The 14,400-nt window shown below is 42.9% G+C and carries 12 protein-coding genes and 1 pseudogene; 8 read left to right on the forward strand and 5 right to left on the reverse strand.

The window, feature by feature from the left end; translation table 11 throughout:
* The first annotated feature begins 281 nt into the window (after positions 1 to 281).
* Both V7K67_RS12750 and V7K67_RS12755 read left to right on the forward strand, forming a co-directional pair.
* Positions 282 to 506: a DUF433 domain-containing protein gene (locus V7K67_RS12750; protein WP_292705834.1), complete on the forward strand. Its 225-nt coding sequence runs from the start codon at positions 282 to 284 to the stop codon at positions 504 to 506.
* The gene (locus V7K67_RS12755; RefSeq protein WP_334731353.1) at positions 490 to 816 is read left to right on the forward strand and encodes a DUF5615 family PIN-like protein; all 327 of its coding nucleotides are present in this window, start codon (positions 490 to 492) and stop codon (positions 814 to 816) included. The genes V7K67_RS12750 and V7K67_RS12755 overlap by 17 nt, the downstream gene beginning before the upstream one ends.
* Before the next feature lie 21 nt (positions 817 to 837).
* On the opposite strand, the gene crtR is transcribed toward V7K67_RS12755, so the two are convergent.
* Positions 838 to 1,728, reverse strand: a complete 891-nt coding sequence (gene crtR / locus V7K67_RS12760) for a beta-carotene hydroxylase (RefSeq protein WP_334731358.1) — start codon at positions 1,726 to 1,728, stop codon at positions 838 to 840.
* A gap of 582 nt (positions 1,729 to 2,310) precedes the next feature.
* On the opposite strand from crtR, the gene pyk reads away from it, so the two are divergent.
* Positions 2,311 to 4,080 (forward strand): pyruvate kinase, encoded by a 1,770-nt coding sequence (gene pyk, locus V7K67_RS12765; protein WP_334708939.1) that lies wholly within the window; start codon positions 2,311 to 2,313, stop codon positions 4,078 to 4,080.
* A 103-nt stretch (positions 4,081 to 4,183) separates the two neighbouring features.
* On the opposite strand, the gene V7K67_RS12770 is transcribed toward pyk, so the two are convergent.
* Positions 4,184 to 5,965, reverse strand: coding sequence for a M61 family metallopeptidase (locus V7K67_RS12770; RefSeq protein WP_334731354.1), 1,782 nt, complete (start codon positions 5,963 to 5,965; stop codon positions 4,184 to 4,186).
* A gap of 189 nt (positions 5,966 to 6,154) precedes the next feature.
* On the opposite strand from V7K67_RS12770, the gene V7K67_RS12775 reads away from it, so the two are divergent.
* From V7K67_RS12775 to purT, 4 genes are all read left to right on the forward strand, one after another.
* Positions 6,155 to 7,105, forward strand: coding sequence for an ABC transporter ATP-binding protein (locus V7K67_RS12775; RefSeq protein ID WP_334731359.1), 951 nt, complete (start codon positions 6,155 to 6,157; stop codon positions 7,103 to 7,105).
* 43 nt (positions 7,106 to 7,148) lie between these two features.
* Complete coding sequence (locus V7K67_RS12780) at positions 7,149 to 8,762, forward strand: ABC transporter permease subunit (protein WP_334708937.1); 1,614 nt, start codon at positions 7,149 to 7,151, stop codon at positions 8,760 to 8,762.
* 60 nt (positions 8,763 to 8,822) lie between these two features.
* Positions 8,823 to 9,017, forward strand: coding sequence for a hypothetical protein (locus tag V7K67_RS12785; protein ID WP_335166817.1), 195 nt, complete (start codon positions 8,823 to 8,825; stop codon positions 9,015 to 9,017).
* A gap of 97 nt (positions 9,018 to 9,114) precedes the next feature.
* Positions 9,115 to 10,278 (forward strand): formate-dependent phosphoribosylglycinamide formyltransferase, encoded by a 1,164-nt coding sequence (purT, locus tag V7K67_RS12790; RefSeq protein WP_335166819.1) that lies wholly within the window; start codon positions 9,115 to 9,117, stop codon positions 10,276 to 10,278.
* Between the two features lie 177 nt (positions 10,279 to 10,455).
* On the opposite strand, the gene V7K67_RS12795 is transcribed toward purT, so the two are convergent.
* The 3 genes from V7K67_RS12795 to V7K67_RS12805 form a co-directional block, all read right to left on the reverse strand.
* On the reverse strand, positions 10,456 to 11,628 hold the full coding sequence (locus V7K67_RS12795; protein ID WP_335166821.1) for a beta-ketoacyl-ACP synthase: 1,173 nt from the start codon (positions 11,626 to 11,628) through the stop codon (positions 10,456 to 10,458).
* 71 nt (positions 11,629 to 11,699) lie between these two features.
* Positions 11,700 to 12,500 (reverse strand): peptidylprolyl isomerase, encoded by an 801-nt coding sequence (locus tag V7K67_RS12800; protein ID WP_334708683.1) that lies wholly within the window; start codon positions 12,498 to 12,500, stop codon positions 11,700 to 11,702.
* A 247-nt stretch (positions 12,501 to 12,747) separates the two neighbouring features.
* A complete protein-coding gene (locus V7K67_RS12805; RefSeq protein ID WP_334708682.1) occupies positions 12,748 to 13,317 on the reverse strand; it encodes a photosystem I assembly protein Ycf4 in 570 nt (189 codons plus the stop codon).
* 963 nt (positions 13,318 to 14,280) lie between these two features.
* Between V7K67_RS12805 and V7K67_RS12810 the strand changes: the two are divergent.
* Positions 14,281 to 14,400, forward strand: a pseudogene (locus tag V7K67_RS12810) (photosystem II D2 protein (photosystem q(a) protein)); the annotation flags it as partial.

The raw sequence follows: 14,400 nt of genomic DNA on the forward strand, positions 1-14,400 counted from the left end.
AAGGAAATTATAGTACGCAACGTGTAAAATTTAACTCTAATCCCTATGGTGAAGTTTTCGTTACATAGTTATAAATTTTTTCGCCTACCTACTTACGTGATTATTTACAGTCACCCAATGTAAGCGATCGCACTTTCGGGAAACTTTCGAGGCGATCGCTTTCAGAGGTTATTTTTATATAGCGATCGCGCTCCGCAAAAGGATAATAAAATATATGCTGAGATTTCTGAGACGACGAGAGTTAGGATCAGAAGGTAGTCTGTGGAACACATGCTAACTATATGACATCCACATCGCGTGTTGTTCATAGCGACCCCGATATATTGGGGGGAACTCCTGTTTTTGTTGGTACTCGTGTGCCGATAAAAACCTTGCTTGATTATCTAGAAGCGGGTGACTCACTGGATGAGTTTTTAGATCATTTTCCTAGTGTCAGCCGTGAGCAAGCGATCGCCGCTCTCGAATTAGCAAAGGAAATGCTGACCGCCTATGCGAATTCTGCTTGATGAGTGTGTTCCACGACCCTTAAGGCGTGAACTCACTGATTATGAGGTACGCACAGTTGTGGAAATGGGATGGTCAGGAAAAAAGAATGGTGAACTTTTGCAACTAATGATCCAGGAGAGTTTCACGATTCTCCTCACAACAGACCAAAACTTGCGATATCAGCAAAATTTGCAACAGGCTGGAGTTGCGGTTGTTGTTCTAGTAGCATCTAGTAATCGCCTACCTGATTTGCTTCCATTGATACCCAGTGTTCGCAGTGTCTTAGCAACAATCGCTCCGGGTGTGGTTGTTGAAATAGCAGATTTTTGACGCGAGCTTCATGCAACAACTCTATTCTTTGTGATGATGAAACCGAATTCCTAAAAAGATGTCATAAACAAACTCAAAAAAGTCCTTTTTCTGCAACAATCCTGAAGTTTGATAACATCCTTTTTCATCTAACAGGGGCTTCATGACATAGTATGCAGGCTGGTAATTATACCAAGGAATAGAAGGCCACAAATGATGAATTAAGTGGTAATTCTGTCCCATAATTAGGATATTGAGAACTGGGTTAGGGTAAACGCGAGCATTTTTCCAGCGATCGCGCTCGGCAAAAGGACGATGGGGTAAATAATCAAAAAATAATCCCAGTGCTATCCCCACCACAAAAGCCGGTATAAACCAAAAATTGAGAATATAACCCAAAAAGTGGTATTGCACTGATATATAAACAATTGCGCCGATAATTAAACGGCTGATGAACCATTCTAATAGCTCATATTTACGCCACAATCGCCGTTGAAAGAAAAATACCTCATGGTACAAAAACCGCACTGCAATTAGCCATAGCGGCCCACCCGTAGAGACATAATGATCTGGGTCGTCTTTGGGATGGTTGACATGACGATGATGCTGTAAATGTACCCGCGTAAATACTGGAAAAGCAAAAGCTAGCATCAAAGCGCTACCATGCCCTAAAACCGCATTCATCACCCGGTTACGATGGGCAGATTGGTGACAAGCGTCATGAATTACCGTCCCAGCACAATGCAAGGCAATGGTGTTAACGCTAAAGCACAGCCAATGCGGCCATTCCCAAAGCCAGTAACCAAAATTGGATAACACCAACATTACCACAGCTACGGAAAACAGCAGCTGCGTGGGATTGAAATCACCAGGAGGCGCTAAAAATTCCTTGGGTGGGATTGTCAGTGGCTTTTGTGCCTCCGATGCGATCATCTCTAACATTGACTCCTTCTCGATCAAACATTACCGAAGAAGAATTCAGAATTCAGGAGCCAGAATCCATTCTGGATTCTGTGCGACTGGATGGAGAATCAAGGTTTAGAGCAAGCGATTTTAAACGCGCGTGTTCGGTCTTAGCGTCTCCCCTTGGGAGAAGAAAAAATTCTTTCCATGACTGAAACCCCTGACTTTAGGCATGGGGTATTCTGAATTCTGAATTCTGACTCCTTCTCATGAATATACGATCAATATTAGTGAATAATAAAGATTGACAAAGTTTTGTATAGCAAGATTTATCCGCAGCTTTGCATATCGGCAGATGAATAACGCTATGATTCCAGACGAGGACTAGTCTTTACTGATAAGTGGGGTATGACAATCGGCAAAAAGTTTATGGGATAAACTCCTTCGTGGGGAGGATGGATACAAAAATTGATGTAGTATATCCCACAGCCCCCACTCTCCCATAAATCCTCTCTAACTGCTTATATCTATCTATTGATATAGCAGTGACTGAAAAGGAGATGCCACTTAAGTTACGATGACTTCCCAGATAGCTCCCTAACTTCAGCCCCTATGCAATTAAGAGATTCTCTGCGCCGGACAAAAATTGTCGCTACTATTGGCCCCGCCACTAGCAGTCCTGAAATGCTCAAGGCGATTATTGAAGCGGGAGCCACGACGCTACGGCTAAACTTCTCCCACGGAACTCATGCCGACCATCAGCGTAGTATTCGCTTAATTCGGCAAACCGCTTTTGAATTAAATCAGCCCGTGGCTATTCTCCAAGACTTGCAGGGCCCAAAAATTCGCTTGGGAAAGTTTGACAACGGGTCTATAGTTTTGGCAAAAGGCGATCGCTTCACCTTGACAAATCGTCCGGTGGTAGGTACTCAAGAAATTAGCTGTGTCACCTACGATTATTTAGCCGAAGAAGTCCCAGTTGGGGCAAAAATCCTCCTCGATGATGGACGAGTAGAAATGGTTGTAGAGGAAATTAACCGAGATAAAGGTGATTTGCATTGTCGCATCACCGTGCCTGGTAAACTTTCTAACAACAAAGGCGTAAACTTTCCTGGCGTTTACCTGTCAATTAAGGCAATGACCGACAAAGACCGAGAGGATCTGATGTTTGGTCTAGATCAGGGTGTCGATTGGGTGGCACTTTCCTTTGTCCGCAATCCCCAGGACATGATCGAAATTAAAGAACTAATTTCCAGCACAGGCAAGCAAGTGCCAGTAATTGCCAAAATTGAAAAGCACGAGGCCATTGAACAAATGGAGGCGGTTCTGGCTTTGTGTGATGGCGTCATGGTTGCCAGAGGCGATTTAGGGGTGGAATTGCCAGCGGAAGATGTTCCCGTACTGCAAAAGCGGCTAATTGCGACAGCAAATCGCTTGGGAATTCCCATCATTACCGCTACTCAGATGTTAGATAGCATGGTGAGCAATCCCCGTCCTACTCGCGCTGAAGTATCGGATGTGGCAAATGCGATTTTAGATGGCACAGACGCGGTGATGCTCTCCAACGAAACTGCTGTGGGTAGCTTCCCTGTAGAAGCAGTGGCGACGATGGCGCGAATTGCCGAACGTATGGAGCAGGAAGAAGCGCAACACTTAAACTTACGTTCTTCCAGAGATGCTCGGCGCTCCATTCCCAATGCGATTAGTCAAGCTGTCGGTCAAATTGCTGAACAATTAGGTGCAGCGGCAATCATGACCCTAACGCAAACGGGGGCAACAGCTCGCAATGTCTCTAAGTTTCGTCCTCATACACCAATTTTGGCAGTGACACCCCATGTAAATGTGGCGCGGCAGCTACAGATGGTGTGGGGAGTAAAACCGCTGTTGGTGCTAGGATTGCCTTCCACTGGTCAGACATTTCAAGCTGCGATTAACGTGGCTCAGGAACTTAAGTTACTGTCCCAGGGAGACTTAGTAGTGATGACTGCTGGTACACTCCAGGGGATTTCTGGCTCTACAGATTTGATTAAGGTAGAAGTGGTGACGGCGGTACTAGGTCACGGAATTGGACTGGGACAAGGTTCAGTAAGTGGTCGCGCACGGGTGGCTAGTACTGGCATGGATGTGAGTAACTTTAATCCTGGAGACATATTGGTTGCACCCCGCACTAGTGCCGATTTTGTCGAGGCAATTCGGAAAGCTGCCGGGATTATTACCGAAGATGAAAGTCTCACAAGTCACGCGGCAGTAATTGGCTTGCGTCTCGGTGTACCAGTGATTGTCGGCGTGAAGCAGGCAACGCAGGTGATTCGCGATGGGGCGATTATAACGCTGGATCTGCAACGGGGTTTGATTTACTCTGGGGCGGTGAGGACGGCTTAGGATTGGGGACTGGGGATTGGGGAGTTAGGAGTTAGGAGTTATAAGAATTCTTTCCTCAATATCCAATTCCCAATACCCAATTCCCAATTCTCAATGCCCTTTATCAAATAGTTGCGATCGCAGTCTTAAGCCATCCAGCAAAGTTTTGCTGTTGTCTGGAGTTAGGATGTTCAACAGGTTTTAGCTGATATTTAGTTGGACGTGGTGACGTGAGGGTGATGGAATAGGTACGCAGTTCGTCTTGGTGGAATACTGCGACTTGAATGGTATCCCTTGGTTGGTAATCTTTCAGGCGATCGCTTAAGCCACCCGCCGCTAGCTTAATTCCATCAATTGCTAACAACTCATCACCTGCATCAATTTCACCTACTTGTGCAGGTGAAGCAGTCTCTACAAACTTAATAATCTCTCGCCCATTCTCTGTATTTATTCTCACACCCAAGTAAGGTTCTTCTTGCTGTTCAGCTACCAACTGCAAGCCAAAGGGTTCTAAATACTCATGTAAGGGTAAATCGTCAGTGCCATCAATGTAGCGTTTAAAGAAATCAGTCAAATCGATGCTGGCAACAGATTCTATAACTTCCTGCAACTCTTGTGGGGTATAGCCAATTTCATCTTGTCCAAATTGCTGCCACATTTTCAGCATCACGTCATCGAGGGAACGCTGATTGTTGTGAGTCGAGCGAATCAGTAAATCCAGCAATAACGATATCATTTCTCCTTTTAAATAGTAGGAAATTTGGGAATTACCGCTATTGGCATCGGGACGATAGAGTTTTATCCAGGCATCAAAACTCGACTCGGAAACGGGTTGTACCTTACGCCCTGGTGTTGTTTCATATCTAGTAATTTCCTTACTCAAGTGATTCAAATACGATTTAGCATCATAAATTCCTGCCCGTAAAGGAATTAACAAGTCATAGTAACTAGTAGTACCTTCACAAAACCACAATGATGGTGTGTAATTTTCTTGGTCGTAATCAAAAACCTCTAATGCTTTGGGGCGAATTCGCTTGACATTCCACAAGTGAAAGAACTCGTGTGCAACTAATTGCAGAAAGCGATCGTACTTATCCTGAATACGAAACCCAAAACGCTGGTAAATTAACGAGCAAGAATTTTTATGCTCCAAACCACCAAAAGCTTGGCTAAATAAATGTAGCAGAAACACGTATCTGTCATAAGGTAAACCGCCAAACATCTGCGCTTCTACCTGAATAATTTTTTGGATATCAGCAATCAATTGCTGAACTTGGTAATTACCTTGCCCCCAGATTGCCAATTTATGGGGTTTTCCCAAAGCCTCAAATTTATACAATTGGTGGCTACCAATCTCAAAGGGAGTATCCACCAGAGTATCAAAATCGCCAGCCAAGAAAGTATTTGTTTCTTCAGCAATGGGTGGTAAGGCAGTAGTTACCTGCCATTCTGGGTGTGGTGGTACGACAGTAACGCGAATGGGTTGCTTATCCCAGCTTGGTATTCTAAAAAATAGTGCCGCACCGTTGAAATAACCGTGGGTGGTATCGAGGTGATTTGTCCGTACCGATAGCTCATTTGCAAAAACGCGGTAACGTACAGTTAATTCTGAAATACCTGTTTTGTCTACCTGCCAGTGGTTTTTACTAATCTTTCGCCAAGATAAAGGTTTATCCTCTGCAAAAGCCACAAAATCCTGTAAGTTCTTGGCGTATTCCCGAACTAAGTAGGAACCGGGTGTCCACACTGGCAGTTTTAAATCAAGAATCGGTGAGGGATAATCCGTCAGGTGTAAAGTCACCTCAAAAAGATGGGTTTCTGGTTGGGACATTGCCACTAGGTAATGAATCGTTGGCCCGGTTTCCTGAACGTAGGTGTTGGGACGAGTTGCTGTTGCTTCAGTCATCTTGTGTGCTGAGTTAATAGTAGATGGGTAATTTTTCCCATCATGACAAATTTACCGAAGAAGAATTCAGAATTCAGAATTCAGTAGCCCCAATTTTCTGAAAGCCAGTTTCAATTTCTGAAACCAGCCTGACAAATGCTTTAGAAAAGGCTAGGTTAAGTGTTAATCACAAGCCGCATCCCAGCAGCGATGGTAAAAGAATTAGCAATTTGTACCCGTGGACTAACTAAGCAATTTGACCGACACGTTGCTGTCAATGATGTTGATTTAGAGATTCAGGCGGGGGAAGTATATGGACTGATTGGCCCGAATGGTGCGGGTAAAACAACTCTCATCCGCATGTTGGCGACTGCTGAGGAACCAACTACAGGTGAGATTTATATTAATGGCGATCGCCTACTCCGTGACAAGAGTAACCCCAAACTCAAGCGTCGTCTAGGCTACTTACCCGATGACTATCCACTATATGAGGATTTGACAGTCTGGGATTACCTAGATTATTTTGCGCGTCTGTATTATTTGCAAGAACCACGCCGTACTCAACGTTTACATGAAGTTTTAGAACTAATCCAACTTGGAAATAAACGTAACAGTCAGATTTCCACTCTATCGCGAGGGATGAAACAGCGCTTAAGTTTAGCGCGAACTATTATCCATGAACCAATTTTACTATTACTAGATGAGCCTGTTTCTGGGCTTGACCCCATTGCTAGGATGCACTTTCGCGAAATCATTAAGGCTTTGCAAGAAGCTGGGATGACTGTCATCATCTCTTCCCACGTTCTTAGTGATTTAGCAGAACTCTGTACTTCTGTAGGAATCATGGAATTTGGCTTCTTAGTAGAAAGTACTTCCCTACAGCAACTTTATCAGCGTCTTGCTCATCAGCAAATTGTGTTATCAACTCTGGGGAATCTAGAGACACTTTTGAGCGAACTTAAACATCATCCTTTGGTAGAAGAGTGGGAGGTGATATCAGGAAAAAACAGTGTGCGGGTGAATTTTTCGGGCAAAGATGAAGATAGTGCTGAGTTGTTGCGATCGCTCATCAAAGCAGGCATTCCTTTGACTGATTTCCACTGCATACAAGAAGATTTAGAAAGTATTTTCTTAAAATTAGGTCACAAACAAGCATCTTGATACGTCAATAAATATCACTCCCCATTTTTGGAGATTTTTTTCTATGATGCCCAATTTAATAGACAGAATCGGTGATTGGAATCCGCAACTATTGCGGGAACTGAAAGGACGGCTGAAATTTTTTAATGTAGCGATCGCAGTTACAGTATCCTTAGTACTACAATGGTTACTTTTTTCATATCAGTTACGGGAATTTGCCGATGATAATTGGTGGCGAGAGCATTGGGAACATACATTCCTGACGCTGAGTGTAATTTTTATATTTACACTATTAGTTGCCGGAACTTATTTGCTAATCAACGATTTAGCCAAAGAAGAAACTCGCGGTACACTGAATTTCATCCGTCTCAGTCCCCAATCAGAAACAAGTATATTGACTGGCAAGTTGCTAGGAGTTCCGAGTTTAATTTATCTGTTCATTTTAGTAGCACTTCCTTTACATTTGTGGGCTGGGCTTTCTGCCCAAATTGCCTTTAATTACATTTTGAGTTACTACGCAATCGTTGCTGCTAGCTGTATTTTCTTCTACAGTGCTGCACTACTATTTGGTTTATTTAGCCGTTCCTTTAGCGGTTTTCAGCCTTGGCTAGGTAGTGGTCTACTTTTGCTTTTTTTGTTTATAACAATGGTGGTGGCATCGTCTGACAACAGAACTTTAAATAATTCAACTGCTTGGTTTAGACTGTTTAATCCCTGGGATGTAACAAATTATCTATTTCCTAACTTGTTTCATCTATCCGATGGTTCTCCCCTGACAAACTTGCAGTTTTTCTATTTACCATTAGGGACAAGTGTTGTTAGTGTTGTTGGTTTCCATTTGCTGAACTTTGGATTATGCAGTTATGGTATTTTCCAAGCTCTTAAACGTTGCTTCCGTAATCCTCAAGCGTCAATAATCAGCAAGGAACAAAGTTATCTTCTAGTAGCATTTTGCCAGTTGATGATGTGGGGATTTAGCGTTCAAATTAGTCTAAATAATGAAAGATGGGATGAACGGGTTGCGGGAAATCTCGTTTTGCTGGCAGTGTACAACTCCCTCTTGATTTTAAGTTTAATTGTCGTTCTTTCCCCTCATCGTCAAGATGTACAAGATTGGGCAAGATATCGATATCAGGGAGTTTCTAGCCGCAAAAACTTATGGCAGGATCTAATTTCGGCTGAAAAAAGCCCTGCACTCGTAGCGATCGTTATTAATCTGACAATTGTTACTATCCCCTGGCTAGTTTGGATTTCACTTACATCTGTTTTTGATGCAAACGATGGCCAAACTTGGCTGAGTAACGATATTGACAGGTTTAAAGTACTTTTAGCGATAGGTTTGTCTATCAGCTTAATGATGATTTCTGCTACCATCGCCCAATTAATACTTTTGCTAAAAACTCCCAAGCGTTCTTTCTGGGCAGTTGGAACTTTAAGTACAGCAATGTTTCTACCACCGATGATTCTACAATTTATCGACATCTCCCCATCGAAATATCCTACTGTCTGGTTATTTTCAACTTTTCCTTGGGCAGCTATAGAATACTCTGGGGTGACAACAATTTTCATGGCATTCCTAGCTGAGTTGAGTGTTCTAGCATTGTTAAACTTCCAGTTGGCAAGGCGCGTGAGATTGGTAGGGGAATCTGCTACGAAAGCATTGTTGGTAGGACGTTAAATTAGATCCCCGACTTCGCGAAAGTTGTCGGGGATCTAACATCGTTAAAATTTAATAATTATGTTAAATATCCCTAATCAAGACTTACGCCGCAAAGCCATTCAGTTTTTAGAACAAAGTCCCCCGCAGCGTCTACAAGTTCTTAAACAGATGGGCATAGCTCGTTATCATTTTTTAACTAAATTGAAGAAGAATTCAGAAGTCAGAATTCAGGAGCGGAGCCGGAGACGCTCCGCCTCCGGTCAGCAATCTTGACGCTCGATAGCGACGCGCAAAGCGAATCCTTGAGAAGACGGTAATGAAAACACAAAAAATTATAAGATGATTAAATTAAAATTGACTGGATAAGTTAATGAGTATTAAGTTACCCCAAAAATTGATGTTGCTGGGTTCAGGAGAACTAGGCAAAGAATTTGCGATCGCAGCTCAACGTCTTGGTAATTATGTGATTGCTGTTGACCGCTACACCAATGCTCCGGCGATGCAGGTTGCTGATGCTTATGAAGTTATTTCTATGCTCAGTGCTGATGATTTAGAAGCTGTAGTGACAAAACATCAGCCAGACATAATTATACCAGAAATTGAAGCAATTAGAACACAAAAACTGCTCGAATTTGAACAGCGGGGCATTACAGTTATACCAACTGCCGCTGCTACTAACTATACAATGAATCGCGATAGAATTCGGGAACTGGCACATCGACAATTGGGCATCAGAACGGCTAAATATGGTTATGCAACAACTCTAGAAGAATTAATTGCAGTTTCAGATAAAATTGGCTTTCCCAATGTTGTTAAACCTGTGATGTCATCCTCTGGGAAAGGTCAGTCTGTAGTGCCGGATCGGAGTGAGGTTAAGAAAGCTTGGAATTATGCGATCGCTAATTCTAGAGGTGACAGTCAAAAGGTCATCGTTGAAGAATTTATTAACTTTGAAATCGAAATAACTTTACTGACCATTAAACAGTGGAATGCACCAACAATTTTCTGTTCTCCTATTGGTCATCGCCAAGAACGAGGAGATTATCAAGAATCGTGGCAACCCGCAGAAATTTCTGAAGACAAGATATTAAAAGCTCAAGAAATAGCCATAAAAGTTACTGATGCTTTAGGAGGAACCGGAATTTTTGGCGTTGAGTTTTTCATTACCAAAGAAGAAGTGATTTTTTCGGAACTTTCTCCCAGACCTCATGATACGGGAATGGTGACATTAATATCACAAAATCTCAATGAATTTGAACTCCATCTGCGAGCTATTTTAGACTTGCCAATTCCTCATATAGAACAGCTAGGAGCCTCAGCTAGTGCGGTAATTTTAGCTTCAGAGAAATCTGATTCTATTGCTTTTAGTGGTGTCGCCGATGCCTTGTCAGAAAAAGATGTAGATATTAAATTATTTGGTAAACCTAATGCTCATCCATATCGACGAATGGGCGTAGCTTTGGCGAAGGGTGTAAATGTCCAAGAGGCTAGGGAAAAGGCTACTAGAGCCGCAAGTAAAATCACAATTATTTAATTACTGTAGGGGCACAGCATTGTTAAGAAGTAAAAAGTAAAAAGTAAAAAGATACTCCCCGTAAATAAATGATGTTGTTGGCGAATTGATAGGGGTTTAACCCATCATGAATTGACCAACAACATCATTTATTTAGTTGCTCTGTTACCATTTTTCTTTTTCTTTATGAGTGCCTTTTTACTTTTTACTTTTGCCTTGTTCGGTCAACTTAGCTAGGGCGATCGCGGCATTCTGTCCCCCAAAGCCAAAACTCAAACATAATACCTGCTGAATTTTACTTAGGCGTGCGGCTGTAACAATAGCTAAATCAAACTCTGGCTGTTTCGAGCCTACACAAGGCGGTAATATTTGATGCTTTAATGCCATAAGAGAAAAAGCTACACCTAAAGCTCCAGATGCTCCTAATGTATGACCTGTGCTTCCCTTGGTGGAACTAACTGCCACTCCTTGGGGAAAAATACGCTGGATTACCATACTCTCCATTTGGTCATTTAGCTGCGTAGCTGTGCCATGAGCATGAATGTAATCGATATCGCTTGGTGATAGACAACTACGTTCTAGACATTGTTTGATAGCTGCGATCGCACTTTTCCCTTTCGGTTCTGGTGAATTACTATGATATGCATCGTTGGTTAAGCCAAAACCGAGAATTTCGCCATACACTTTTGCTTGACGCTGCTTGGCAAACTCTGCTGATTCTAAGACAAACACAGCTGCGCCTTCACCCAACACTAAGCCTTCCCGATGCAAATCAAAGGGATAAGCCCCAGTTTTCGCCAAAGCACCCATCTGCTGAAACCCAGCTAAAGTTAAGGGTGTAATCGGTGCTTCCACTGCGCCTGCGATCGCTTGTTGACATTGCCCAGTTTGTATAAGCATAGCTGCTTGGGCAATAGACCAAATTCCAGTTGCACAAGCTGCCATTGGTGCTAAAACTATTCCTGATGCACCGATTTGTCGCGCAGTTGCGATCGCATTTATATGAGGTAATGTCTCTAGCCAATTTCCAAAAGAGGATACGGGAAAATTTTCTGCGTCATGATGCATTTGCCGCGCCAACTTTTCCCAAGACGCTTGATAAGAGCGACTCGATCCAATAACTACAGCACAATCAGCTAAAGGTGTAACTAACCCAGAATCTTGCAAAGCAGAAGCAACAATCATCCGAGTTAACATTGTCAACTCAGATGGCTGTTGACCAATCAAACCTAGAGGAAGTAGTCTAAGTTCTGGAAATGGTTGATTTAACCGAATTCCAGATTTACCTGCGATTAAATTTCGCCAACTATCCTCTAAGCTTCCACCCAAGGCGGAAACTAAACCAATACCAGTGATATAAACCTTAACCAATTCGCAATTTTGGGGGATGAGGGGGATGAGGAAGAAAATAATCGTTTGTTTGCTCCCCCTACTCCCTCATCTCACTTCCCTGGTGTTTTCAGATTTTCAGCACCTTGGGTGACTTTAGCGGAGTCAATGCGATCGCCTTGCTGAATTTTGTTCACGACATCAAAGCCTTGAGTGACATTGCCAAACACGGCGTAATTACCATCTAAGAACGCCAAATCTGCTAAAGCAAAGTAAAACTGGGCAGAAGCAGAGTCTGGTGATTGCGATCGCGCCATCGCTACTGCACCCTGTTTATGGGACAATACGACAGGTTGGGCACTAGCATCAAATGGTTTGTTGTAAATCGGAGTGTCTGAGCCTTTTGGCTTAACTTCTAAAGGTATATAACGAGCATTTCCCGTTTTTGGGTCAATATAACTACCAGTTCCCAGGCTATCTGCTGGAACTTTCGGATCTTTGCTTTGAGGATCGCCCCCTTGAACTACAAACGGTTGGGGTTCGCGCACAACTCGATGGAAAGCTAAACCGTTGTACACACCCTTTTGCACTAAATCTACGAAATTGCCAGCTGTGATGGGGGCATCAGTGCCGTCTACTTCAATCGTAATCGGTGAGCCTTTAACCGTGATTACCACAGTTGCCTTACCTTCCAGCCTTGGTAAATCTGCCAGTCCAGGAATACTCTCACTACTAGTTTGAGATACAGAAGTTGCTTCAGTAGTTGTCTTGGTGCTTGCCTCCCTTGTGTTCGAGGTAGCTGTCGAGCTTGGAGAAGACGTATTAGAAGCGACTTGCTGTGTTGAACATCCTCCCAACATCAAGGCACTGATAAGCACAAAAGAAAGCAAAAATTGTGAAATTTTTAACCGCATTGCCTGTTACCGATTTAACCAGAGTATCTTATCGTTTTAAGGGGCATTGGGATTAGGGGAGAGGTAACAGGTAACAGGTGATAGAGAATAATCTGTACCCTGTTACCTTACAAGATTAGGGGAGAGGTAACAGGTAACAGGTGATAGAGAATAATCTGTACCCTGTTACCTTACAAGATTAGGGGAGAGGTAACAGGTAACAGGTGATAGAGAATAATCTGTACCCTGTACCCTATAACCTGTTACCTTACAATCCTTCTAACGACACTCCCAAAAAGCGGGCCAACTTTGCGCCTTCTGTTTCTAACTCTGTTAAAGATAAAGGTTGTCCAACCCGTGTTAAGGGTATATCTCGCCGGCCCTTAATGCGTAGATAGAGGGCACGACGGGGATTAAGACCTTCTTTTACGTCTATGATCACAGATTGTACATCTTCTATGCGGCTATCAATTTCAATTCGGCGGTTTTTGCCAGGAAACCCCCAACGGAAGATTTTGATTGCGCCAGTTTCGTGATTAAATTCGTTGTAACCGCCTCCAACGTCCAATAAAATCACTAGCCACAGGTATGTGGCTAATAGCAAGCCAGCAGCACCATATAACCCCATTACCAATCCTTGGGGGACGAATACTAATTGGGTTGGATCGGAAACTATAAGTAAATTAACTTTTAAATAACTCGATATTCCAGCCAAGAGAAAGCCACTTGCTCCCAAGATAACGATAGTTGCCCACCAGTAGTTACTGAACCGACGAGAACCGAGAACATTTTGATGCAGGAGGCGATCGCCTTTGTTAATCGTTGTTGATGTCGTCATTGAACTACCATTGCCCGTGAGATACTCGCTGTTACATACTCGCCCACTAAATGCTTTTGCATAGAGTGGTAGCTGTCTGTGCCAATCTAGCTATTGCTTAGGAGGCACTGAGAGCTATGTTTTTAGTCCCCGGAAACCCTACCGCAGACTATCAATTTTTTACCCTGTACTCTACAAATTTTACTGTCCCGGATGATGCTAGCTTACTTGCACTACGGAACAAACCACTTAGGTTATTTGTAGTTAGTCAAGATATGCCAACTTCTTTTCCCTTTGGCTAACGTTTCACATAGGTTTTCCAGAGGTGTATCAACGACCGCGGCGGCGAAGTAACCACCTGCATTTTACCAAACATCGTTGATAAAAACTCAACTACGCCCGTCTATGTTCCATGCTACCGATATAATTTTTTAGGGTATGTCATAGTATTCGTACCATTTTTTCACTCAATGGCTGATAAAAATTCTTTCTTCTCTGCCTTTCTCTCTTGCTCCACCCTCCCTGCCTCTTTTTGACCTCTTGGAGAAGAAGTTACCTACATACGTCCATCTGCATTAATTTTTTTTAGATTTCTGAGAAAAGTTGTGTCAAATTGTAAAAATTCTGATATTCATATTATTTATAAGGTTCGTGTTTCATAGCTCATTTGCTTCTGCGTATCAGGCAAAAACCCTGACTAATGTGATAAGTTAAGAATCATTAAGTTACCACAAGCTAGATTACTAGCCGATGGTACGTGTAATGTCATAACCCTGAGAAATAGTCAGGAACCCCGACCTAAAGGCATGGGGCTTGCATAAAAATGTAAGCCATTCTGACCAGTCTAAGTGTTAAATCTCAGTTGGTTAAAAGCAGTTGAGATTGTCAAAAAAACGTTAATTCCTCACGGCAGTCGGTTAGACTAGCTCTCCGTACCGCCTTAGAAACGTTGCAATTTTAGTAAAAAAAGAGGATTTTAGTCCGATGACCATCGCAGTTGGACGTGCCCCCAGTAGAGGGTGGTTTGACGTTCTCGACGACTGGCTCAAGCGCGATCGCTTCGTATTCGTAGGTTGGTCAGGGATACTACTATTCCCCTGCGCC

It is taken from the genome of Nostoc sp. (genome assembly GCF_036917155.1).
Taxonomy (GTDB): Bacteria; Cyanobacteriota; Cyanobacteriia; order Cyanobacteriales; family Nostocaceae; genus Nostoc.

Excerpts from the sequence above, each read along its gene's own strand:
- pyk (WP_334708939.1), top strand. The coding sequence starts at position 2,311 with ATGCAATTAAGAGATTCTCTGCGCCGGACAAAAATTGTCGCTACTATT.
- purT (WP_335166819.1), top strand. The coding sequence starts at position 9,115 with ATGAGTATTAAGTTACCCCAAAAATTGATGTTGCTGGGTTCAGGAGAA.
- V7K67_RS12805 (WP_334708682.1), bottom strand. The coding sequence starts at position 13,317 with ATGACGACATCAACAACGATTAACAAAGGCGATCGCCTCCTGCATCAA.
- crtR (WP_334731358.1), bottom strand. The coding sequence starts at position 1,728 with ATGATCGCATCGGAGGCACAAAAGCCACTGACAATCCCACCCAAGGAA.
- V7K67_RS12770 (WP_334731354.1), bottom strand. The coding sequence starts at position 5,965 with ATGACTGAAGCAACAGCAACTCGTCCCAACACCTACGTTCAGGAAACC.
- V7K67_RS12785 (WP_335166817.1), top strand. The coding sequence starts at position 8,823 with ATGTTAAATATCCCTAATCAAGACTTACGCCGCAAAGCCATTCAGTTT.
- V7K67_RS12775 (WP_334731359.1), top strand. The coding sequence starts at position 6,155 with ATGGTAAAAGAATTAGCAATTTGTACCCGTGGACTAACTAAGCAATTT.
- V7K67_RS12780 (WP_334708937.1), top strand. The coding sequence starts at position 7,149 with ATGATGCCCAATTTAATAGACAGAATCGGTGATTGGAATCCGCAACTA.
- V7K67_RS12755 (WP_334731353.1), top strand. The coding sequence starts at position 490 with ATGCGAATTCTGCTTGATGAGTGTGTTCCACGACCCTTAAGGCGTGAA.
- V7K67_RS12800 (WP_334708683.1), bottom strand. The coding sequence starts at position 12,500 with ATGCGGTTAAAAATTTCACAATTTTTGCTTTCTTTTGTGCTTATCAGT.
- V7K67_RS12750 (WP_292705834.1), top strand. The coding sequence starts at position 282 with ATGACATCCACATCGCGTGTTGTTCATAGCGACCCCGATATATTGGGG.